19 protein-coding genes are annotated in these 22159 nt (G+C 50.5%); 15 read left to right on the forward strand and 4 right to left on the reverse strand.

The genetic code is table 11. From position 1 onward, the window contains the following. The first annotated feature begins 57 nt into the window (after nucleotides 1–57). The 4 genes from BZG20_RS02040 (at nucleotide 58) to BZG20_RS02055 (ending at nucleotide 5134) form a co-directional block, all read left to right on the forward strand. Nucleotides 58–1131, forward strand: coding sequence for a DUF4297 domain-containing protein (locus BZG20_RS02040; RefSeq protein WP_077577986.1), 1074 nt, complete (start codon nucleotides 58–60; stop codon nucleotides 1129–1131). Nucleotides 1132–1182: 51 nt separating this feature from the next. Then, complete coding sequence (locus tag BZG20_RS02045) at nucleotides 1183–2907, forward strand: hypothetical protein (protein WP_077577987.1); 1725 nt, start codon at nucleotides 1183–1185, stop codon at nucleotides 2905–2907. Between the two features lie 441 nt (nucleotides 2908–3348). Next, nucleotides 3349–4347, forward strand: coding sequence for a type IV toxin-antitoxin system AbiEi family antitoxin (locus tag BZG20_RS02050; RefSeq protein ID WP_077577988.1), 999 nt, complete (start codon nucleotides 3349–3351; stop codon nucleotides 4345–4347). Continuing rightward, nucleotides 4301–5134, forward strand: coding sequence for a nucleotidyl transferase AbiEii/AbiGii toxin family protein (locus BZG20_RS02055; RefSeq protein WP_077577989.1), 834 nt, complete (start codon nucleotides 4301–4303; stop codon nucleotides 5132–5134). The genes BZG20_RS02050 and BZG20_RS02055 overlap by 47 nt, the downstream gene beginning before the upstream one ends. An 82-nt stretch (nucleotides 5135–5216) precedes the next feature. On the opposite strand, the gene BZG20_RS02060 is transcribed toward BZG20_RS02055, so the two are convergent. Next, the gene (locus BZG20_RS02060; protein ID WP_077577990.1) at nucleotides 5217–6077 is read right to left on the reverse strand and encodes a pirin family protein; all 861 of its coding nucleotides are present in this window, start codon (nucleotides 6075–6077) and stop codon (nucleotides 5217–5219) included. 349 nt (nucleotides 6078–6426) lie between these two features. Here BZG20_RS02060 and BZG20_RS02065 point away from each other — a divergent pair, with 349 nt between their 5' ends. Together BZG20_RS02065 and tadA are read left to right on the forward strand one after the other, a co-directional pair. Continuing rightward, nucleotides 6427–7941 (forward strand): AbgT family transporter, encoded by a 1515-nt coding sequence (locus tag BZG20_RS02065; protein ID WP_077578142.1) that lies wholly within the window; start codon nucleotides 6427–6429, stop codon nucleotides 7939–7941. A 98-nt stretch (nucleotides 7942–8039) separates the two neighbouring features. Further along, the gene (gene tadA / locus BZG20_RS02070; protein WP_077577991.1) at nucleotides 8040–8582 is read left to right on the forward strand and encodes a tRNA adenosine(34) deaminase TadA; all 543 of its coding nucleotides are present in this window, start codon (nucleotides 8040–8042) and stop codon (nucleotides 8580–8582) included. On the opposite strand, the gene BZG20_RS16040 is transcribed toward tadA, so the two are convergent. Both BZG20_RS16040 and mltF read right to left on the reverse strand, forming a co-directional pair. After that, nucleotides 8579–8740: a hypothetical protein gene (locus BZG20_RS16040; RefSeq protein WP_167369481.1), complete on the reverse strand. Its 162-nt coding sequence runs from the start codon at nucleotides 8738–8740 to the stop codon at nucleotides 8579–8581. The two genes, tadA and BZG20_RS16040, sit on opposite strands and share 4 nt — an antisense overlap. A 7-nt stretch (nucleotides 8741–8747) precedes the next feature. After that, nucleotides 8748–10268, reverse strand: coding sequence for a membrane-bound lytic murein transglycosylase MltF (gene mltF / locus BZG20_RS02075; RefSeq protein ID WP_077578143.1), 1521 nt, complete (start codon nucleotides 10266–10268; stop codon nucleotides 8748–8750). A 388-nt stretch (nucleotides 10269–10656) separates the two neighbouring features. On the opposite strand from mltF, the gene purL reads away from it, so the two are divergent. Beyond that, entirely contained in the window at nucleotides 10657–14547 is a 3891-nt protein-coding gene (purL, locus tag BZG20_RS02080) for a phosphoribosylformylglycinamidine synthase (protein WP_077577992.1), read from the forward strand. Between the two features lie 150 nt (nucleotides 14548–14697). Next, the gene (gene glnB, locus BZG20_RS02085) at nucleotides 14698–15036 is read left to right on the forward strand and encodes a nitrogen regulatory protein P-II (RefSeq protein ID WP_046074987.1); all 339 of its coding nucleotides are present in this window, start codon (nucleotides 14698–14700) and stop codon (nucleotides 15034–15036) included. A 104-nt stretch (nucleotides 15037–15140) separates the two neighbouring features. Here glnB and BZG20_RS02090 read toward each other — a convergent pair whose 3' ends face one another. Further along, nucleotides 15141–15758 carry a YitT family protein gene (locus BZG20_RS02090; RefSeq protein ID WP_046074986.1) on the reverse strand — a complete coding sequence of 206 codons (618 nt, stop codon included), beginning with the start codon at nucleotides 15756–15758 and terminating at the stop codon, nucleotides 15141–15143. A gap of 522 nt (nucleotides 15759–16280) precedes the next feature. Between BZG20_RS02090 and glyA the strand changes: the two genes are divergently transcribed. The 7 genes from glyA to nusB all read left to right on the forward strand — a co-directional run bounded on the left by glyA (nucleotide 16281) and on the right by nusB (nucleotide 22137). Next, nucleotides 16281–17531, forward strand: coding sequence for a serine hydroxymethyltransferase (glyA, locus tag BZG20_RS02095; RefSeq protein ID WP_046074985.1), 1251 nt, complete (start codon nucleotides 16281–16283; stop codon nucleotides 17529–17531). Nucleotides 17532–17713: 182 nt separating this feature from the next. After that, nucleotides 17714–18163: a transcriptional regulator NrdR gene (gene nrdR / locus BZG20_RS02100; RefSeq protein WP_046074984.1), complete on the forward strand. Its 450-nt coding sequence runs from the start codon at nucleotides 17714–17716 to the stop codon at nucleotides 18161–18163. Further along, complete coding sequence (gene ribD, locus BZG20_RS02105) at nucleotides 18160–19290, forward strand: bifunctional diaminohydroxyphosphoribosylaminopyrimidine deaminase/5-amino-6-(5-phosphoribosylamino)uracil reductase RibD (protein ID WP_077577993.1); 1131 nt, start codon at nucleotides 18160–18162, stop codon at nucleotides 19288–19290. Before nrdR ends, ribD begins: the two co-directional genes overlap by 4 nt. A gap of 5 nt (nucleotides 19291–19295) precedes the next feature. Then, nucleotides 19296–19958, forward strand: coding sequence for a riboflavin synthase (locus tag BZG20_RS02110; RefSeq protein ID WP_077577994.1), 663 nt, complete (start codon nucleotides 19296–19298; stop codon nucleotides 19956–19958). A gap of 10 nt (nucleotides 19959–19968) precedes the next feature. After that, entirely contained in the window at nucleotides 19969–21078 is a 1110-nt protein-coding gene (gene ribBA, locus BZG20_RS02115) for a bifunctional 3,4-dihydroxy-2-butanone-4-phosphate synthase/GTP cyclohydrolase II (protein WP_046074981.1), read from the forward strand. A gap of 123 nt (nucleotides 21079–21201) precedes the next feature. Then, nucleotides 21202–21672, forward strand: coding sequence for a 6,7-dimethyl-8-ribityllumazine synthase (ribE, locus tag BZG20_RS02120; RefSeq protein WP_046074980.1), 471 nt, complete (start codon nucleotides 21202–21204; stop codon nucleotides 21670–21672). Next, nucleotides 21673–22137, forward strand: coding sequence for a transcription antitermination factor NusB (gene nusB, locus BZG20_RS02125; RefSeq protein ID WP_069363225.1), 465 nt, complete (start codon nucleotides 21673–21675; stop codon nucleotides 22135–22137). Nucleotides 22138–22159 lie beyond the last annotated feature (22 nt).

Raw genomic sequence — 22159 nt, forward strand, 5'->3', positions numbered from 1 at the left:
ATTTTATGTTAATATTTATTTTAAAAGTAAAAATCACTTTTAGTTGGTTTAGGTCATATGGCAGACAATCCACTCGCAGAAGCTCAGAGAGAATCCGCAGGGGCAAGCACCTTTGGTAAATATAATTTTCAATTTCATTGGGCGTTGTGCGAGATCATTGAGAAGCACAAGAGTAAGAAAGAATATGCATTACTAATTGAGCATCATGAGGATGTCGTAATTGCAGATAGCTTAGATGCTGATAAAGCCCAATTTGAATTTTATCAAGTAAAAAACCAAAGTGCTAAGTACACACTAGCTTCACTCACCAACAGACAAAAGGGAGCCAATGATACTCTTAAGAACTCGGTTCTAGGGAAATTACTTAGCTCTTGCATTAATACAGAATATGAAGACCGAATTACAATTATTGGATTGGTCTCCTCAAGCGGGTTTAGCCTAAACCTTGATAAAGGGTTAAAGCTGGACGTGATCAAGGTTGGAGACATTGCCACAAGTGATTTGGCAAGTTTGACTCAAAATATTGATAATGAACTAGGAATTGAAGTTCTACCAGAGCACTTACAGTTTATTGTCCCTGATGTACAGTTAAAAAATCAGGAAGATTATGTTCTGTCTCACTTTGCTCGTCTCGTAAATACGCTGTTCCCCGGAGCATATTGCAACCCTGTAAACATCTATCGCTCTGTCGTTGATGAGATGGGACGAATTGGCCGCGTCGAGTATGACTATAGAGATTGGGCAAGACTAATCGACAATAAATCTCTCACTTCTACTGAAGTACATAACGTGATCACTCAATATACAACTCATCCAAGTGTAGATGAATTAAAAAGTGACTTTGACGACTTAGCAAGAGATTTAGGTTGGAAGGCAAAAAAAAAGCGCACTTTCAAGAGTAAACTGGCTTTGCTAGCACTACGAAGATCTGGGTTTATGAGTGCGCTAGATATTGAGATTACGAGTGTATTTAAACGATCTCACTGTAAGGTCGATGAAAATAATTATGCTGACGATATCACTTATCTTGAGGCTCTAGGTAAACAAGCCATTGAAGATGGTTTACTTGTGAAGGTTAGTGACCAAGATGAACTGCTTTTAGAAGTCATCTACTGCTTATTAAAGGCTTAATGATGAAAAGTAATTACAAGTTATTGATAAGAAATCTTAGGAAACATAAAAATGAAAGGCTTGCAATTTCAACGTCTAGTTCTACTGTCCGATTCGAAAAAACTGGCGAATCAGTTCACGTTTCCGAAGAGACTCAATCTCGTTACCGGAAGCGACAATAGTATTGGAAAATCAACATTAGTAAAAAGTCTACTCTGGGCCATTGGTTGCGAACCTCACTTTGATGAAGAATGGAGATCAAATGACGTTAAGGCCATCTTGTACTTCAAAATAAATCAGCAGGAATACATTGTTAGCCGATATGCAGATGGAGTTTATTTTGGCCGTAAAGGTTCTACATTAACGAAATACTCTAAAGTAACGGGAAAGTTTGCTGAAGACTTCGCAGAGGAAGTAGGTTTTGATCTAATGCTAGCAAATAGGAAAGATGGCCTTGATTGCCCTCCTCCTGCTTTTTACTTCCTACCATTCTACATTGACCAGAAGAAAAGTTGGGATGAACCATGGAATGGCTTTGAAGGGCTCGGTCAATACAGTAATTTCAAAAAAACATTAATCAAATACTTCTGTGGTTACTTACCTAGCGAGCACTTTGAACTTGAAGAGGATGTATTTGCGCAAAAAGCTATAGAAAAAGAAGCTAATCAACAAGCTAGTCGTATTTCAGATGCGATTAGCGTCCTTGAAGAGGTAGCACCAGAGCAGACTATTGCTTTTACTCAAGAAGAATTTGAATCTATTCAGCAGGAGATTGAAAAAGAACTAACAGTGTTTTCTGCTCACCAGTCTGAGCTTTTTGAGCAACGTTCAGCGCTAGCAAATGAAATCCATGATTTAGAACAACAACACCTTATTGCTAGTACTTCTGCAAGAGAGCTCGACGAAGATTACACTTTCGCAGTAGAAAACGTGCCCTCAGATTCTCTAGAATGCCCTTTATGTGGGGTTGAACACGACAACTCTTTGCTAACTCGTGCTGGTCTTTTAGCTGACAAGGAAGACTTAGAGCAACAAGCATATAGCATTAAAGCTGCACTTGAAGTTAAATATCGACAACGTACAGGGTTAACAGAAGAGTTGAATTTTATAACCTCTGAAATAGAGCGAATAAATTGTAAGTATTTAAAAGAAGATGCTCCTGAAGATAAATGTAATGAACAACAGATATTTGATCAAGCACTTCATGCTATTTCCCAAAAGAAAGTCAATAGTAGCGTTGCTCAGAAAAAAGAAAGCTACGTACTTCAATCGCAATGTGCTAAGGACAAGCAGAAAGGCATAAAAGCAGAGCAACGCAAGCTTGTTAAGAAGAAAGAGAAGGACGAGTTGAACGAGTTATTTATGGGCAATTTAGCCGAAATCATCAACGCGTTATCGGCTACTGGAGTTAACCTAAATGGTGTCAAAGCGCCGATGGATTATAGAAAAATCCTAGGTGGCGGTGCAGCAGAAGGGACACGAGGTACACTAGCCTACCAGCTTGCCGTTCTTCGCCAGATTAATTATGCCAACCATTGCCAACTCGCTCCGTTTGTTATCGATACTCCTAACCAACAAGAACAGGCAAAGCACCGATATGAGCAAGTCATGGATGTTGTTACTGACAACATTCCTAATGGCTATCAAGTGATTTTATGTGCTATGGACAACGACGCCTTATCCACCTATAAACAGGATGCTCATATCATTGAACTAGACGAAAACCGTCTATTGCGACATGAGTCTTATGCCCAACTTCGCGCTGAATATGAGCAAGTTGTTATAAGAAACAGTTAGAAGAAAAGGCTACTTTCGCTTAGCTCCACTGCTGGAAAAGGTCTAGGTTTCGAGCTAGACCTTTGAGGCGCTTACCTTGATGTATTGAATGAAGACATCACCAGTGACCGCAAAGCAGAAGGAAAAAAGCCGCCAAAGGAAGCACCATTAAAGACGAACGTTAAAAACGGCGTTGTTGATCAAGTTACTCACCTAAAGCACTAATCCCAAAGGGATTTCTCCCATCAATCAACTCGATAGCTAACAGGCATACCGAGTCTTATGACTTTGTTCATCGCTTTCACGTTGGCTCATACTTCGCCAACTTGTGCATCGTAATCACGCAGTATCAGTCGCGTGTCATGTTAACCGGTGCCAGCTTAACTCAAGCTCTCCGCCCATCTTGCGGAATGTATCGTTCACGACTATTATTTGTTCATGATTCATGAACGGTGTTTATGTGTGAACGAGAACGCGATACTACTAAAGCTAGCTTTGGATAATCTGCCTTCGCATATTCAAGGGGAGTTCTCTTTTGATCCTAAGCCGGATGGTGGGCCGTACACCGATGCCGAGGTGACTCTGACAGTGCACGGCGAACGCTATTTGTTTAGCACTGAAATAAAGCGTATCCATCGTAAAGAGAGCCTATCAGCATTACTAGGCGCTGCTCGTTCAGACACTCTATTGGTATGCAACAGACTAACGGCTCATCTCGCCGACTTTTGCTCTACGAACGCGATCAATTTTATTGATGAGGCCGGTAATGCTCGCGTGAGCTATGACGGGCTAAATCTATGGATTGAGGGCAAAAATCTCACTGAAAACCACCTTGCAATTCCACAGCCGGCAAAGCCAGGGTTAGGTTTTATGAAGCTTCTGTTTGCTTTGTTGGCTCAAGAAGATGTGTTACATCTGCCGTTTCGAGCCATAGCCGAGATGGCAAATATCTCATTAGGTATGGTGAGTAAGGGGTTTAAATATTTAGAAGCCGAGAAGCTTGTCAGTCTTGGTCGTACCCGTCGCATTCTGGATAAAGAGGCCCTTTATCAGATCTGGATTGAACACTATCGTACCGTGCTTAGACCAAAGCTCGGAGGGCTAAAATTAGTTGCGCCGGATGATTGGCGAGACATTCCTTTAGCATCCAAGGATTGTTGGGGAGGAGAAGTCGCTGCCGATGAACTAACACGCTATTTGCAGCCTTATGAGTTACAGCTCTTTACCTTTGAGCCACTGCAAAAAAAGCTTGCGCTGCTCAAAGCAAAGCCAGACGCTTCTGGCAGGCTCTGGTTGGTGCCTGCATTCTGGGGAAAGGCGCTGGATATTAATATCAATGCCAAGGCATTGCTGGCTGTCGCTGAGCTACTTGCAAGCAGAGATAGCCGAAACAAGGAGGTTGCCGAACTTATCAATGAGCAATATCTACACCTTAAAACACTCCCTGAACCCCGGGTTTGAGCCTGTACTGACACTGATCACCCGCACAACTCAGCAAACTGGCGTACCATTTTTTGTTGCTGGGGCAACGGCAAGAGATCTCGTTTTGTATCATGTGTTTGGCCGTGATCCCGGCCGTCAGACTCGGGATATTGATACTGGCATTCTGATACCGGATTGGGACGCGTTCGCCAGTGTAAAGCAGGCTTTGCTGGATGCCGGATTAAGCGCAACCAATAAAGCGCATCGGCTTAAAGATCCTGACAGTGGTTTGCCAATTGATATTATTCCCTTTGGTGCCATCGCCGATGACGCAGGTGAAATACAATGGCCACCGGAGCATGCTGTCACTATGACGGTAGCTGGATTTCAGGAAGCTTACGATGCCGCTCTATCAATAGAACTAGGGCAAGGCGATACCATCAAAGTTGCGTCTTTGGCTGGGCTGACTTTGCTAAAACTGATTGCTTGGCAGGAGCGGGGTGACGAGAGCAGTAAAGACGCATCTGACTTTCTAACTATTCTTCTTGAGTATCAGCATGTTCAGGCGGATCGTTTGTGGGAGCCTTATATCCCGGCAGAGCACTTAGAGTATGATACCGAGCGGCAAGGGGCCTTCTTGCTCGGATACGATTTGAGAATGATTTTATCTGAGCCTGCTACCAATCCGGAGACCATCAGCCGGATTACCAAATTGGCAGCTGATATAGATACTCTGGTCAGGGCTCAGTTCAGAAGTCAGAACTTTTGTAGTTATGAGAGGATAGAGCAGCTGCAAAATGACTTTTGGGCAGGGCTAGCGTTGTAAGAACAGTTTCAAAAAACAAAGCCCGCCAAATGTCGGGCTTTTCTATTGGTATTCGCGGATAACGGCGGTCCCGGCTCAGTCGCTATAACTGTCCGAATTTACCTGCTTGCAGATCGTTGAACGCTTGCAAAATCTCTTGCTTAGTATTCATCACAAAAGGGCCATGACCGACGATGGGATCGGTGATGGGCTCGCCACTGAGTAGCAAAATTACGCTATCTTGTGAGGCGTGCAATGCGACCTCGCGGCCTTGGCGGCTAAGCAGTGCTATATCGGCGTCGCCAATGGGGTCGGCGCCGTTGATACTGACATTGCCCTCCAATACTACCACCGCGGTGGTCCAGTCTTGGGGGAGCGTAAGCTGCGTTTTTCCGTCAGCGTTTAACCGTATATCCCAAACCTGCATAGGGCTGAAGGTCTTGGCCGGCCCCTGCTGGCCCTCAAACTCACCGGCTATGAGCCGTAATGTGCCCGCCTTATCGGCTAGGGCAACATCGGGAATATCGGCTTTGCGAATGCCTTGATAATTCGGGTCGGTCATTTTGTCTTTTTTGGGGAGGTTAACCCACAGTTGCGCCATTTGCAGCTTGCCGCCAGTGTGGCTGAACGCACTGGAATGAAACTCCTCGTGCATAATGCCGCTACCTGCGGTCATCCACTGTACATCCCCGGGGCCAATCACGCCGCCTTTACCGGTGGAGTCACGATGCGCCACTTCACCTTGATACACAATGGTCACGGTTTCAAAGCCGCGATGGGGATGCTCACCCACGCCTCGCTTCACGCCATCCGCCGGAAAGTGCATTGGGCCAGCATAGTCCAGCAGTAAAAAGGGGCTCATCTCCGCCGCTTGATTGTGATAGGAAAACAGCGAGCGGGCGGGGAAACCATTACCGACCCAGTGCGGTGCAGGGGCTTTTATGACACGCGAAATGGATTTCATGGTGCTCTCCTCGAGTGGGTTTACCTCCATCATATATTTGATGACATAGATTGCTAGGGGTTAAAACACGACTTCCACGCCATATAGGTTTTTTGTTTCTAAATGTTTCAGTGTCCTCAGTAAGCATCCGTTTTTTGTGCTGCTTTTCTAACTACAAATCAATTTAACATTTGGTTAACTGGCTTGCTTATGGCTAACTATGCTGTTTTTTGCTTTACTGGCGATGGATTGTCATTTTAATGTCGCTAAAGCCTGGTGGATCAGGTAAGCAAAGACACAACATCGAAAAATGGAGTAAACAGTGAGCCAACACATAAGCGACTCAACCGATGCTGGCCAGCCGCGCGGCATGGATCGGTTTTTGAACATGATAGAGCGGGCAGGGAACCGAATTCCGGATCCCGCGCTATTGTTTTTTTGGGGGCTGATCACCGTGTGGGTATTATCAGCCATTCTCTCTCAGGTCTCTTTTGATTCAGTCCACCCTTTGACCGGTGACGCTGTCCAAGTTAAAAACCTGCTCACCGGTAGTGCGCTCGCCCACTTTTTAGCCAATATGGTTGACACCTTTACTGGATTTGCGCCGCTGGGGATTGTTTTGGTGGCGATGCTCGGTGTGGGGGTGGCTGACCAGTCCGGCTTTATTACCACCGGCCTTAAGAAAATGCTGAGTGTGACGCCAAAGAAAGCGCTTACGCCGATGCTGATTCTGGTGGCGATCGTTTCTCATACCGCCGCAGATGCAGGCTATGTGCTGGTGATCCCGCTGGGTGGGATTATCTTCCACGCCGCGGGTCGTCATCCGTTGGCTGGTATTGCTGCTGCCTTTGCCGGGGTATCCGGCGGCTTCTCCGCGAACTTTATTCCGTCAGGGATTGACCCTTTGCTGGCCGGTTTTACTGAATCTGCCGCGCATGTGTTGGACGATAGCTATCAGGTAAACCCGCTTGCGAACCTCTATTTCACTGGTCTGTCATCGATTTTGATTGTGGCGCTGGGCTGGTTTGTGACTGAGAAAATAGTCGAGCCACGTCTTAATCGCACGCCGATTGATGAGGATGCAGAAGACGCACCGGATTTAGGCTCTTTTACGGCGATTGAAGGGAAGGCGTTTAATCGAGCTGGGCTGGCGATGCTGCTAGGAATTGCCGCGCTGGTGGCGGCCTCATGGCCGGAAACGTCACCGCTTCGCTCACCGGCGGGCGAGCTGACCGCCTTTGATGCACCGATTATGCAATCGATCGTGCCGCTGATTTTTGTGCTGTTTATAATTCCAGGCATTGTTTATGGCAAAACCGCGGGTACCTTTAAAACCAGCCAAGACGTGATCAAATCCATGTCTGACACCATGGCGACCATGGGCGCTTATATGGTGATGGCGTTTTTCTGCGCGCAATTCTTAGCCGCATTTACGCAATCAAACATTGGTACTTTGTTGGCGCTCAACGGCGCGGAGCTGTTGCAGTCAATGAACCTGCCAGGTGAGATGACGATTGTGGGGATGATTTTGCTGACGGCAATGGTGAACTTATTGATTGGTTCCGCGTCGGCGAAATGGGGGCTGATTGGGCCGATTCTCGTGCCGATGTTAATGGTCGTGGGCATTTCCCCTGAATTGTCGCAAGCGGCTTATCGTGTGGGTGATTCCGTGTCGAACATTATCTCGCCATTGATGGTGTTCTTCCCGTTGGTGGTGGTGTACTGCCAGCGTTATGTAAAAACCACGGGTATTGGTACCGTGGCCTCAATGATGATCCCTTATTCTCTGACCATGCTGGTGGGCTGGACCTTATTCTTACTCGCCTACTGGGCGCTAGGATTGCCTCTGGGCATTCAAGCCAGTTACCAATACTTGGTGCAGTAATACGCGGTTGCGCGTTGAGTGTCTTAAGCCGGCCTTCGAGCCGGCTTATTTGTATCGTATACTGAGGGCGTATTAGGTTGTTAGTCACAGAGGTTGGGATGAAAGATCCACATGCGTCGGGTAGCGAGCACGACGTTTATATGCGCCACGCGATCCAGCTAGCAGACAAAGCGGAGCAAGAGGGTGAAGTGCCTGTCGGCGCTGTCGTGGTGTATCAAGGTGAGGTGGTGGGCACGGGGTGGAACCGAACCATTACTCAGCATGATGCGACGGCCCATGCCGAAGTGATGGCATTACGCCAAGCCGGCCAAGTGCTGGGTAATTATCGTTTATTAGACGCGGATCTTTATGTGACATTAGAGCCTTGTCCCATGTGTGCGGCGGCGATGGTGCATGGCCGTGTCAGAAAGGTTTTCTTTGGCGCGCCTGATCCCAAAACCGGGGCCGCTGGCTCGGTAATGAACTTACTCAGCTATGACGGTGTTAATCATCATGTGCAAAGTGAGGGAGGGATGTTAGAAGCGGAATGCCGTGCGCAACTGCAAGCCTTTTTCCGCCGTCGTCGTGCCGAAAAAAAGGCCGCTAAAAAAGCAGCCTGTCAATCTCAATCTTGCTTACCTGACTCAGGCAAGGTGTCCTAAAACGCGTCATCAAAGGCCGCAAATTCACGAATCGCAAAGGCACGTTGTCGCCAAAGTACCTTCTTGTGCATATTTTGGCGCATACGCTTACGCCGGTTAGCGGATGAAATGTTGTTTTTGCGAAAGCTTTGTTTCACCAGCCGTTTTCTTGGAACCATGCTGTCCTCATTGCGGTTGCGTGTCTGATTGCGGTGTCGAGTTATCCTCTGACTGCGATGACGCCGGGTCAGGCGCTTGCTCGGTTGTTTGCTCGGGGGCATTTTCCGACGGCTCGTCAGGGGCGACGATCGTCTGCAGACCACCGAGATCTTCAACTTGTTGGCTGTCGAGTGACTCTACGTGCGCTTTCTCATAGCCTAGAATACTTTGGTAATAGCGGCGAATATTTTCGACGTAGCTAAGCGCTTCGTAGCCACGCGCGTAGCCGTAGCGTGTTTGGGTGTAATACTGGCGTTTGGCTAACAGTGGCAGACGCTGTTTTACATCACTCCAAGAGTTAGGATCGGCGCCTTGCGCCTCCGTCAGTCGGCGCGCATCCATCATATGGCCAAAACCAATATTGTAAGACGCGAGAGCAAACCAAATGCGCTCGTGTGGATTAACACTGTCTGGTACACGGTCAAGTACACGTTGCAGGTAGAGCGAGCCGCCTTTAATGCTTTGCTCTGGGTCGAGGCGATTGCGCACGCCCACGGATTTGGCCGTCGGCAGGGTAAGCATCATCATGCCGCGCACCCCAGTGGGGGAGATCGCCCGTGGGTTCCAATGTGACTCTTGATACGATAGGGCCGCCAGTAAGCGCCAATCAAAATCGTTCGCGTGCTTTTTGAAAAGCGGCTCCCACTTAGGCAACTTGCTCTCCAATGCCCGTAAAAAGGCGCGGGTATCGACGTAATCGAATTGGTCGACGTGACCAAAATACTTCTCTTCTAAAATAGCTAATTCGCCAGTTTGGTTTATCTCACCAAAGAAGTTGACCATTAAGGCATAGGCGCTGCTGTCGCCTTGTTTTTTCATAAACCAGGCCACGGGTTCGTCCTCACTGAGGGCCATGGCGACGGCAATATCTGGGTGGGTGCGTTGCATCAAGGCAATATCGACGGAGTCGGCAATGGTAAAGTCAATCTCACCGTCTGCGACTTGTTTAAGCAGCTCATCATCGTCGGCGTCCTGCACGACTTTCCAGCTGAGATCAGGGTGGTCTTGTTTTAACGCTTGCAAGGTGAGGTCGTGGCTAGAGTCTTCCACTACCGCCATGATGGCATCTTCACGATTAAAATCATCAACATCCCGCGGGCGCCAATGCCCTTTTTTATAGACCACTTGTTGGCTGACAAAGTAGTAGGCAGGGCCTGGGCGAAACTGAGCTAAACGTTGGTCGGTAATGGTAAGGCCTGCCGCAATCAGATCCACGTCGCCGCGTTCAAGGGCTGGAAAGAGGCCGGAAAGCGTATAAGTGGGCACCATTTCTAGCTTGACCCCGAGCTTGTCAGCAAACCGAGCGGCGAGCTCGTAATCTAGTCCGGTAGGGCCGTCGGGGCCGATGTAGTAAGAGAGTTCGTTGTTGAGTGTCCCGACTCTTAAGACACCACGGTCTCGAATTTTTTCTAGAACGGTACGATCGTCGAACGTCCAATCACAGCCTGTGACGGTGAGGCTAAGCACAAGCACCGTTAGGCTAATCATCCATGATCGCAAAGAAAAGTCACGCTGTGTCAAAGGCTGTCGCTCACTGTTGCATGCCAGCATCAAACGGCTAGCGATGATCGATAGACGCGCCATTCTACGTGAATAGACGTCAGACCGATAGAGGGAAAATTTTTTGCGCAAACGGTTGCGTCAGGTGTGTTGTCGGTGACAGTTTTCCCCTATAATGGCGGCCGCTTAGGCAAAACGCCAGTCTTAAAGCGCGTGTGGCGTGGCGACACCTCCGAGCAACGTGGGAGTCAGCGTTAACGATAACGGAGAGAGCAACCATTGCGGCAATGCCGGTGGTGATACCCAAGTTATGGTGCCAAGATGCGATAACTTGGGTATACCCCTTTCATTTACCGCTAACGAGAGACGTACGCACATGGATATTTTGCGTGGTTCCCCCGCACTGTCTGAGTTTCGTGTCAACAAATTACTGGCGAGCTGCCAAGCACACCAGTTACCTGTCACGGCACTGTATGCTGAGTTTATTCATTTCGCCGACTTGTATCATCCTTTGGATAGCGCGAGTCGCGAAAAGCTCGAAAAGCTGCTGACTTATGGACCAACCTTATCGCCGCACGCGCCGGAAGGCATATTGTTTCTCGTGACGCCTCGCCCTGGCACCTTGTCGCCGTGGTCCTCCAAGGCAACCGATATTGCCCATAACTGCGGCTTGGATGCGGTCAAACGCTTGGAGCGCGGGACGGCGTACTATATTCAGTTATCTGCACCTTTGACCAATGAGCAACACGCGACCTTAGTCGGATTGTTGCACGATCGGATGATGGAAGCGGTGTTCGATGAGCTTGAGGCCGCCGCGGTGCTGTTTGAGCAAGCGGAACCTGCGCCGATGCATAGCGTAGACATTCTCTCCGGTGGCCGAGCCGCCTTAGTCGAGGCCAACCAAGCCTTAGGGTTGGCACTGGCAGAAGACGAAATTGATTATCTGGTCGAGAACTTCACCCAGCTGGGGCGTAACCCAAACGACATCGAACTGATGATGTTTGCGCAAGCTAACTCAGAGCATTGCCGACACAAAATCTTTAACGCCGACTGGACTATTGATGGTGAAAAGCAGCCTAAATCGCTGTTTAAGATGATCAAAAACACCTATGAGCAAACCCCAGATAACGTGCTGTCGGCGTATAAAGACAACGCAGCCGTGATGACTGGCTCAAACGTTGGACGCTTTTTCCCCACTCCAGAGAGCCACACTTATCAATATCATCATGAGCCGGCTCATATTTTGATGAAGGTGGAAACCCATAACCATCCCACCGCGATTTCACCGTGGCCAGGCGCAGCGACCGGCTCAGGCGGTGAAATTCGTGACGAGGGGGCGACCGGTGTCGGGGGCAAACCCAAAGCAGGATTGGTCGGTTTTTCTGTCTCTAACCTTAAAATTCCGGGCTTTATTCAGCCGTGGGAGCGCGATTATGGCAAGCCTGAGCGGATTGCCACTGCGCTCGATATTATGCTGGAAGGCCCGTTGGGCGGCGCGGCGTTTAACAACGAATTCGGTCGCCCTAACTTGCTGGGCTACTTCCGTACCTATGAGCAATGGGTGACCTCACATGCGGGGGAAGAAGTCCGTGGCTACCACAAGCCGATCATGATCGCCGGTGGTATGGGTAACATCCGCGATGGCCATGTGCAAAAAGGCGAGATAGATGTGGGCGCCAAACTGATTGTGTTAGGTGGCCCGGCGATGAACATCGGCCTTGGCGGCGGGGCGGCATCGTCGATGGCATCAGGCCAGTCGGCGGAAGACTTGGACTTTGCCTCGGTACAGCGTGAGAACCCAGAAATGGAGCGTCGCTGCCAAGAGGTGATTGATCGTTGCTGGCAGCTTGGCGACGATAACCCGATTGCCTTTATCCACGATGTGGGTGCGGGTGGCCTGTCCAATGCCATGCCAGAGTTGGTCGATGATGGTGGCCGTGGTGGACGCTTTAATTTGCGTGATATTCCTAATGACGAGCCGGGAATGAGCCCGCTTGCCATTTGGTGTAACGAGTCACAAGAGCGCTACGTTTTGGCGGTCAAACCCGAAAATATGGCGCGTTTTGAAGCCTTGTGCGAGCGTGAACGGGCGCCATACGCGGTGATTGGTGAGGCCTCCGATGCGCGTCACTTGTCGCTTGAAGATAGCCACTTCGACAATACCCCCATCGACATACCGATGGACATCTTGCTGGGTAAAGCGCCCAAAATGCATCGGGATGTGACGCGTCAGCAAGTGACAGGTGTTGCGCTTAACACCCAAGGCATTGAGCTGGAGGATGCCTGTGAGCGTGTTTTACGCTTGCCGGCGGTGGCGGAGAAAACCTTCTTGATCACTATCGGTGACCGTTCGGTGACCGGGTTGGTTGCGCGTGACCAAATGGTCGGCCCTTGGCAGGTACCGGTCGCCAACTGTGCGGTGACGGCGGCCAGTTATGACAGTTACCACGGCGAAGCGATGGCGATGGGTGAGCGTACCCCAGCCGCCTTACTCGATTTTGCTGCCTCTGCCCGTATGGCGGTGGGAGAAGCACTCACCAATATCGCCTGTGCCGATATTGGTAGCCTGACCAACATTAAACTGTCTGCGAACTGGATGTCCGCGGCGGGGCACCCCGGTGAGGATGCTGGCTTGTACGAAGCGGTCAAGGCCGTGGGTGAGGAGCTGTGTCCTGAGCTGTCACTGACCATTCCAGTGGGTAAAGACTCAATGTCGATGAAAACCCAGTGGCAGCAAGACGGTGAAAACAAAACCGTGACCGCGCCGATGTCGCTGATTATCACCGCCTTTGGCCGCGTGGAAGATGTGCGTCGTACCGTGACCCCACAACTGCGTACCGATAAAGGTGATAGCCACTTGATCGCAATTGACCTCGGTGAAGGGGCGCAGCGTCTGGGCGCAACCGCGTTGGCTCAGGTTTATCATCAATTGGGCGATAAGCCTGCCGATGTCACCAGCAGCGCTCGCCTAAAAGGCTTTTTCCATGCGATGCAAACCTTGGTGGCAGAGCAAAAGCTGCTGGCGTATCACGACCGAGCCGATGGCGGACTGTTCGTTACCTTGGCGGAAATGGCGTTTGCCGGTCATACCGGTATTGACGTGGATATCGCCCGTTTAGGCGACGATGCCTTGTCGGTACTGTTTAACGAAGAGCTGGGCGCGGTGATCCAAGTGGCAGCGTCAGATCTCGAGCGTGTTAATGCGGTGTTGGATGAACATCAATTAACCGCATGCAGTCACCTGATTGGCGGCTTAAGCGATAGCGATGAGATTATCTTGCGTCACAGTGAGGCATCTATCTATCAAGCCAGTCGCCAGCACTTACGTCAGACTTGGGCTGAAACCACGTATCAGATGCAAGCGCGTCGCGATAATCCGGACTGTGCTCGCCAAGAATTTGACGCTAAGCAGGCGGTCGATCCCGGTTTACACGCTAGCCTGAGCTTTGACGTGCACGAAGATATTGCTGCGCCATATATCGCCACCGGTCAACAACCGACCATGGCTATTTTGCGTGAGCAAGGCGTGAACTCGCATGTGGAAATGGCAGCTGCCTTCGATCGCGCTGGATTTAACGCCGTGGACGTTCACATGAGTGAAATTCTTTCCGGGCGTGTCAGTTTGGACGGCTTCCAAGGGCTGGTGGCCTGTGGCGGCTTCTCTTACGGTGACGTGTTGGGCGCCGGTGAAGGTTGGGCAAAATCAATTTTGTTTAACAGCCGCGCGCGCGATCAATTTAGTGCCTTCTTTACGCGTGAAGACACCTTAGCACTTGGCGTGTGTAATGGCTGTCAGATGCTATCGAACCTGCATGAATTGATCCCTGGGGCCGCACACTGGCCACGATTTGTTCGTAACGAGTCGGAGCGCTTTGAAGCCCGCTTTAGCATGGTGGAAGTGCAATCCAGCCCCTCCGCCTTCTTTGCCGGGATGGCAGGGTCACGGATGCCCATTGCGGTATCGCATGGTGAGGGACGCGTGGAGGTGCGCGATGCTGAGCATTTGGCGACGATTGAAGCGTCCGGCACGGTGGCGCTACGTTACACCGATAATCACGGCCAGCCAACACAAGCGTATCCGGCTAACCCGAATGGCTCACCAAATGGCATTACCGCGCTGACCACAGAGTCGGGCCGCGTCACCATTATGATGCCGCACCCTGAGCGGGTATTCCGTACAGTCGCCAACTCTTGGCACCCAGATGATTGGGGCGAAGACAGTGCGTGGATGCGTATGTTCCGCAATGCGCGGGTGACCTTGGGGTAGCCCTTAAATGTGATACAAGCCGCCATCGTTTGGCGGCTTTTTCGTGTTATGCGTGAATCGATGGATGATTTTTTATCCTGCTGCGATACAATTTGAGCTAAACACTTGATCCATCAGGACCGGCCAGCGGCCAACGAGAGGGATAACAGAATGAAAAAAATTGAAGCCATCATCAAGCCATTTAAACTCGATGACGTCCGCGAGGCGCTCGCCGACGTGGGGATTACGGGGATGACCGTCTCAGAGGTAAAAGGCTTTGGTCGTCAAAAAGGCCACACTGAGCTTTATCGCGGCGCCGAATATATGGTCGATTTTTTACCCAAAGTGAAGCTTGAAGTGATCGTCAGTAACGATGTGGCTGAGCAGTGTGTGGATACCATTATTGATACCGCACAAACCGGTAAAATCGGTGATGGCAAAATCTTTGTCTTTGATGTTGAGCGCGTGGTGCGCATCCGTACCGGTGAAGAAGACGAAGAAGCGATTTAATCACGCGCTATAAGCGAATACGATCAGTAGTAAAAAGCCAAGCATCATGCTTGGCTTTGTTGTTTTCCGCCGTGCTGTCGGATTGATTAGCGTTGAGAGGGCGCTCAAGCCCCGGGGTTAGCAGGATGCGCCTGATAGCGCCCGGGCTTATGATTCATCGCCAAGACTAAGTTGAGCACAATCGCGCCAACCACCGACCACATCAAGAGGTTGAGGTCGATGAGGAAGAAAGATAACGCGAGGATGGTGCAGTCGATGCCCATTTGTAGCTTTCCTGCCGAGATCCCAAACTTGTCCTGACAATAGAGCACCAAGACGTTAAAGCCGCCCAAGCTGGCGTTGTGACGGAAGATCATCAACATGCCGACGCCCATTAGCAACCCACCAATGACGGCACAGTACGCAGGTGCCAGCCAGGTAATTTCAAAGAAATAGGCAATATGGTCAGCCATCACCGATACCGCGCCCCCCGCAAGTAAGCTGCGCAGTGCGAAGCGTGGGCTCATGCGAAACCATGCCATCAAATAAAACGGGCAATTACACAGAAAGTACAGGGTACCGAAGGACAAGTCTGTAAATTGACTGACCAACAGAGCCAGCCCTGTGGTTCCGCCCGTTAAAAGTCCGGCTTGTTGCAAGAAAAACACCCCTTGGGCGACTAAGAACGCGCCAGAGGCGATAGCAATAATGTCTTCTTTAAAGCTGTGTTGATACTGACTCACACGGCTTCTCCCTACTTATTAGCGTGACAACAACAAAAACGTGATAACAACAAAAAGCCCGCCAAAACCCAAAGGGCTGGCGGTAAAAAGTTAATGGGATAATCGGGCGCGGATTTTATCGCCAATTAGGACGAAGAGAAAGGCGGGGAGGTAAATCACTTGAATGTAGAATGTCAGCATTATGATACTCAGCTGTAAAACCTTTACACCGACTATGTTCGTTGACGCCCGACCATTACGATTGCCATGCGCGATAAAAAATTGTGACGCAGGCTACCTGATAGGTTGGATTTTTTGTAGAATAGCAAACGCAGTCATAGCGGTAACGAAAACGTTTGCGTGGTGCTGGTATGGCGAACGATTTTCCTTGGCTTAATCGCTTTGATTTGTCATCTTAAGGCGACTAAGCCAAGGCGTGATCTAAGCCATCGCCCCTGCGCCGGTTTTTGCTAGGTGAGCTGAAAAAGCCCTAGCGTTTGCTTTATGGGTAATTGCCCGCCAATGTTAAGTCAGGAGAGACAAATGCTAAAGCGTGACATGAAGATTGCGGATTACGATCCCGCCCTGTTCGCCGCCATTGAAGAAGAAACGGCACGTCAGGAAGAACACATTGAGCTGATCGCATCAGAAAACTACACCAGCCCACGCGTCATGGAAGCGCAAGGCTCTCAACTGACCAACAAGTACGCGGAAGGCTATCCCGGCAAGCGCTATTACGGTGGGTGTGAGTATGTCGATAAAGCTGAAGCGCTGGCGATTGAGCGCGCGTGTGAGCTGTTTGGTTGTGAGTATGCGAATGTGCAGCCTCACTCAGGTTCACAAGCAAATAGCGCGGTATATATGGCCCTGCTCAACCCCGGAGATACGGTTCTGGGAATGAGCTTGGCGCATGGTGGTCACCTGACTCATGGCTCGCCGGTCAACTTTTCTGGTAAGCATTACCATGTCATCCCTTACGGTATCGATGAAGCGGGTAAAATTGACTATGAGCAAATGGAACAGCTTGCGCTGGAGCACAAGCCCAAAATGCTCATCGGTGGCTTTTCAGCTTATTCACAAGTGGTGGATTGGAAGCGCATGCGTGAAATCGCCGATAAAGTGGGCGCATGGCTGTTGGTCGATATGGCGCACGTCGCGGGTTTAATTGCGGCAGGCGTATATCCAGATCCATTGCCACACGCGCATGTGGTGACGACCACTACCCACAAAACGCTTGCGGGCCCTCGCGGTGGTTTGATCCTGTCGAATGCGGGTGAAGACCTTTATAAGAAGCTCAACTCCGCCGTGTTCCCAGGTGGCCAAGGTGGCCCTTTGATGCATGTGATTGCGGGTAAAGCGGTGGCGTTTAAAGAGGCGATGGAGCCTGAGTTTAAGGCTTACCAAGCGCGCGTGATTGATAATGCTCGCGCGATGGTCAAAGGCTTCCAAGCGCGTGGCTACAAAATAGTATCAGGCTCAACCGATAATCATTTGTTGCTGGTTGACCTTATCGATAAAGACATTACCGGAAAAGAAGCAGACGCAGCACTGGGCGCGGCTAATATCACTGTGAACAAAAACAGTGTGCCGAACGACCCACGCAGCCCGTTTGTCACCTCTGGTATTCGTGTAGGCACCCCAGCCATTACACGTCGTGGCTTTACTGAGCAAGATGCTGAGCAGCTTGCGCATTGGATGTGTGATGTCTTGGATAATATCGATAATGAGCAAGTGATTGCCGAGACCAAAGAAAAAGTCCAAGCGATTTGCCGTCGTCTGCCTGTGTATGCCTAATTAATGACACGGAAATGAATAGGTTATAAGGCGCCCTCGGGCGTCTTTTTTGTTTTTATCGACACGATGTGCCTCACTGGCTTTGTTTAGCACACAAAACCACCATAAAGTCCTCTTCGATAGGCTTTTTCATCGCTACAAATCGGTTACACTAGCAAGACGATATTGAGGAGGCGACACTCATGCACTGTCCATTCTGTGGTGCTACCGACACCAAAGTGATCGATTCTCGTCTTGTGGCTGATGGTCACCAAGTTCGCCGTCGCCGCCAGTGTTTGGCGTGCGCAGAGCGTTATACCACGTTCGAAACGGCGGAATTAGTGATGCCACGGGTGATTAAGACCAACGGTAACCGAGAGCCGTTTGACGAAGAGAAACTGCGTGGCGGCATTCAACGCGCATTAGAAAAGCGTCCAGTGAGCGCGGATGATATTGAAAAAGCGATCAACAGTATAAAGTCACGTTTGCGTGCCACCGGAGAGCGCGAAATTGGCTCTGCCATGGTAGGGAACTTGGTCATGGAAGCGCTCAAGGAGCTCGATAAAGTGGCTTATATTCGCTTTGCCTCTGTGTATCACAGTTTTGAAGACATTCGTGAATTTGGCGAAGAAATCGCACGGTTGCAAAAATGAGTCAAAGCGATCGGGATACAACCATGATGATGCGCGCGTTAGCGCTCGCGGCCCAAGGCTGTTATACCACCACGCCCAATCCTAATGTCGGTTGTGTGATTGCACAGGGCGACGAAGTGGTCGGTGAAGGGTTTCATATTGCCCCCGGCGGCCCGCACGCTGAAGTACATGCATTAAAGGCTGCGGGAGCACGCGCACAAGGGGCGACAGCTTACGTCACCTTAGAGCCTTGCTCTCACTATGGTCGCACGCCGCCGTGTTGCGATGCGTTGATTGCTGCCAACGTTAGCCGCGTCGTGTGCGCGATGCAAGACCCAAACCCGCAAGTAGCTGGACGTGGTATCGCACGGTTACAAGAAGCCGGCATTGAGGTGGTTGTGGGCGTGATGGCCGAGCGCGCCAACGCGCTGAACCCCGGTTTTATCAAACGTATGCAAACTAAAATGCCCTATGTGCAGCTCAAACTGGCAGGCAGCCTCGATGGTCGCACCGCCTTGGCGAATGGGCACAGTAAATGGATCACTGGGGAGCCCGCGCGCGCCGATGTGCAAGCATTTCGCGCGCAAGCCAGTGCCATTTTATCGACCAGTGCCACGGTGATTGCGGATAACCCGAGCCTCAATATCCGTGACAACCAACTTCCTCGTGCTGTCCTCGACCATTATCCTCAATCGACGCGACGCCAACCGACACGTGTGATCTTGGATAAACACAACCAAACCGTGCCGGAAGCGAGTGTCTATCAACTTGCGGGCAACGTGATCCGTATTGTTGATACGCCGAGTAATAAAGCGTGGCCAGATAACGTGCAAGAATGGGTGATGCCCGATGCATCGCTCACCACTATCCTTCGCGCATTGGCGGAACATGATATTGACAAAGTATGGGTGGAAGCAGGCGCGAGGCTGGCAAGTCAACTGCTGAGTGAATCCTTGGTGGATGAGCTGATTGTCTACCAAGCGCCGGTATTATTAGGGGCCGATAGCCGTCCTTTGGTCGCATTAGGCGGATTAGAGTCGATGGATGACGCGCCACGTTTCCACTTTAACCAGGTAAAGACTGTCGGTGACGATGTCCGCTTACGGGCGAGCCTCTCTGAGCATGCCGTGATTACGCAAGAGTATTAAGAACAATGTTTACTGGAATTATTGAAGCGATAGGGCGCGTACAAACCCTGAGTCGTCGGGGACAAGACGTTACTCTGACGATCGACAGCGGTGCGCTTGATCTCTCGGACGTCAAACTGGGTGACAGCATTGCCACCAACGGGGTGTGCTTGACTGTCGTCGCATTGACCGCAAAGGGCTATAGCGCGGATGTCTCCTCTGAGACTTTGGCGCGTTCATCGCTGGGCGCCTTGTCGGTAGGAGATAGCGTTAACCTTGAAAAAGCCATGCTACCTACCACCCGTTTTGGCGGTCATATGGTTTCGGGGCATGTTGATGGCTTGGGAGAAGTAACGTCCGTTAGCCAAACTGGCCGCGCCTGGGAGTACTGGATTGCATTACCGCCTGAACTCGCCAAGTATGTGGCATTGAAAGGCTCTATCACGGTGGATGGGATCAGTTTGACGGTGAACGATGTGAACGGCAGTGCGTTTAAACTTACCATCGTGCCGCACACGGCTGAGCAAACCACTATTCAGCACTTTGCGCCTGGGCGTAAGGTAAACATCGAAGTCGATGTCATTGCTCGTTACCTTGAGCGATTGATGCTCGGTGACAAGGCCGCTGAACCGACACAATCAACGGGTGTCAGTCTAGACACATTGGCCCGTTCCGGCTTTTTGAAATAAGGATCCCAAGATGGCAATTAGTAGCGCTCAAGAAATCATTGACGATATCCGCCAAGGCAAAATGGTGGTGTTGATGGATGACGAAGATCGCGAGAATGAAGGTGATTTGATCATCGCGGCAGAAGCAGTGACCCCAGAAGCGATCAACTTTATGGCCACGCATGGCCGAGGGTTGATTTGTTTGACGCTGACCCAGCAGCGCTGCCAGCAACTTGGGTTGCCTTTGATGGTGTCGGACAATAATGCGCAATTTTCCACCGCGTTTACCGTGTCGATTGAAGCGGCAGAGGGTGTTACCACCGGGATATCGGCGGCTGACCGCGCACGCACCGTGCAAGCCGCGGTTACCCCCGACGCTAAAGCGGCTGACTTGGTGCAGCCGGGCCACGTCTTCCCCTTGATGGCGCAAGAAGGAGGGGTGCTCACCCGTGCTGGCCACACCGAAGCGGGGTGCGATCTGGCCCGTTTAGGTGGCTATAGTCCTGCCTCCGTGATCGTTGAGATCTTAAATGAAGACGGCACCATGGCGCGTCGCCCAGACTTGGAAGTATTCTGTGACAAACACGGCATCAAGCTGGGCACCATTGCCGATTTGATTGAATACCGTAATCTCAACGAGACGACCATTGAACGGGTGGCGTCTTGTAAACTGCCGACGGAATTTGGTGAGTTTGATTTAGTTACCTACCGCGACACCATTGATAACCAAATCCATTATGCGATGTGTAAAGGCGAGGTGACCGCCGATCCCACCCTAGTGCGTGTGCATCTGCAAGACACTTTTACCGATGTGCTCCAATCTGATCGGACGGCTGAGCGCAGCTGGAGCCTGACCCGCGCGATGCAAAGGGTTAGCGATGAAGGCGGGGTGTTGGTGATTCTGGGTAAAGAAGAAACCAGCGATGCCATTATCAACAAAGTGAAAGCGTTTGAAGCGCAAGATAAAGGTGAAAAACCCGCCGGCGCTAAATGGCAGGGGACCTCTCGCCGAGTAGGGATTGGGTCGCAAATATTGGCAGATCTTGGTGTCAAGCAAATGCGCCTGCTGTCGTCGTCGACCAAGCGTTATCATGCCTTGTCAGGCTTTGGCCTGAACGTGGTGGAATACGTCACCGAATAAGATAGATAAACGGGGCGCGCGATTAGCACCATCATCGACTGGCACGGAACATGGTGCCATCGGATAAAAATGTGGTAGAATCGCGCGGTTTCTCATTCCGGAAAGCAAGTCACAGGAAGGCTCATGAACGTAATCGAAGGGGCATTTGCCGCGCCCAACGCGCAGGTTGCTATTGTTATCTCTCGCTTTAATAGCTTTATCAACGAGAGTTTGCTGGATGGTGCGGTTGACGCACTGAAGCGCCAAGGCCAAGTCAACGACGATAATATCACCGTGGTGCGTTGCCCAGGTGCCTACGAGTTGCCTGTGGTGACCCAAAAGCTCGCCAAGAGCGGTCGCTATGACGCGATTGTGGCACTCGGATCGGTGATCCGTGGTGGCACACCGCATTTTGACTATGTCGCCGGAGAATGTAATAAAGGGTTAGCACAAGTTGCACTGGAGTTTGAAACCCCAGTCGCATTTGGTGTGCTGACGGTAGACACCATTGAGCAAGCGATCGAACGCGCAGGTACCAAGGCTGGTAACAAAGGGGCAGAGGCTGCACTGAGCGCGCTTGAAATGGTGAATGTTCTGTCCCAAATTGAATCCTAAATGGGGGTTAAAGTGAAACCAGCCGCACGACGTAATGCACGTCAGTTTGCATTGCAAGCCATCTATTCATGGCAGCTAGCGCAAGGCAATGTCGCTGATATTGAAGCCGCGTTTCTTGCCGCAGATAAATACGAAGAAGAAGACGAGCATCAGAAAACAGAGCCGCTTCTACGTGAACCAGAAACGGATGTTGCTTATTTTCGTAATCTGTTTAGCGGTGTAGCGCTTAGCCATCAAGAGCTTGATAGTAAGATGCGCCCGTACCTATCCCGTCCTTTGCAGGATTTAGATGATATGGAGCACGCCTTACTACGCCTTGCGATGTATGAGCTGATCAAGTGCGACGATGTCCCCTACAAAGTGGTTATCAATGAGGCCGTGGAACTGGCCAAACGCTTTGGCGCAGAAGACAGCCATAAGTTTGTTAATGGCGTCTTGGATAAAGCGTACCCTCGGCTGCGCTAATCCCTTCCTGACTAGGCCAGCA

It is taken from the genome of Salinivibrio sp. IB868, assembly GCF_001995655.1.
Classification (GTDB): Bacteria; Pseudomonadota; Gammaproteobacteria; order Enterobacterales; family Vibrionaceae; genus Salinivibrio; species Salinivibrio siamensis.

What these genes read in the sequence shown, in the direction of transcription:
- BZG20_RS02055 (WP_077577989.1), top strand. Translation starts at nt 4,301, where the DNA reads ATGAGCAATATCTACACCTTAAAACACTCCCTGAACCCCGGGTTTGAG.
- BZG20_RS02040 (WP_077577986.1), top strand. Translation starts at nt 58, where the DNA reads ATGGCAGACAATCCACTCGCAGAAGCTCAGAGAGAATCCGCAGGGGCA.
- glnB (WP_046074987.1), top strand. Translation starts at nt 14,698, where the DNA reads ATGAAAAAAATTGAAGCCATCATCAAGCCATTTAAACTCGATGACGTC.
- mltF (WP_077578143.1), bottom strand. Translation starts at nt 10,268, where the DNA reads ATGATTAGCCTAACGGTGCTTGTGCTTAGCCTCACCGTCACAGGCTGT.
- BZG20_RS02065 (WP_077578142.1), top strand. Translation starts at nt 6,427, where the DNA reads ATGGATCGGTTTTTGAACATGATAGAGCGGGCAGGGAACCGAATTCCG.
- nrdR (WP_046074984.1), top strand. Translation starts at nt 17,714, where the DNA reads ATGCACTGTCCATTCTGTGGTGCTACCGACACCAAAGTGATCGATTCT.
- tadA (WP_077577991.1), top strand. Translation starts at nt 8,040, where the DNA reads ATGAAAGATCCACATGCGTCGGGTAGCGAGCACGACGTTTATATGCGC.
- ribE (WP_046074980.1), top strand. Translation starts at nt 21,202, where the DNA reads ATGAACGTAATCGAAGGGGCATTTGCCGCGCCCAACGCGCAGGTTGCT.
- BZG20_RS02045 (WP_077577987.1), top strand. Translation starts at nt 1,183, where the DNA reads ATGAAAGGCTTGCAATTTCAACGTCTAGTTCTACTGTCCGATTCGAAA.
- BZG20_RS02060 (WP_077577990.1), bottom strand. Translation starts at nt 6,077, where the DNA reads ATGAAATCCATTTCGCGTGTCATAAAAGCCCCTGCACCGCACTGGGTC.
- nusB (WP_069363225.1), top strand. Translation starts at nt 21,673, where the DNA reads ATGGGGGTTAAAGTGAAACCAGCCGCACGACGTAATGCACGTCAGTTT.
- glyA (WP_046074985.1), top strand. Translation starts at nt 16,281, where the DNA reads ATGCTAAAGCGTGACATGAAGATTGCGGATTACGATCCCGCCCTGTTC.
- BZG20_RS16040 (WP_167369481.1), bottom strand. Translation starts at nt 8,740, where the DNA reads ATGGTTCCAAGAAAACGGCTGGTGAAACAAAGCTTTCGCAAAAACAAC.
- purL (WP_077577992.1), top strand. Translation starts at nt 10,657, where the DNA reads ATGGATATTTTGCGTGGTTCCCCCGCACTGTCTGAGTTTCGTGTCAAC.
- ribBA (WP_046074981.1), top strand. Translation starts at nt 19,969, where the DNA reads ATGGCAATTAGTAGCGCTCAAGAAATCATTGACGATATCCGCCAAGGC.
- BZG20_RS02110 (WP_077577994.1), top strand. Translation starts at nt 19,296, where the DNA reads ATGTTTACTGGAATTATTGAAGCGATAGGGCGCGTACAAACCCTGAGT.
- ribD (WP_077577993.1), top strand. Translation starts at nt 18,160, where the DNA reads ATGAGTCAAAGCGATCGGGATACAACCATGATGATGCGCGCGTTAGCG.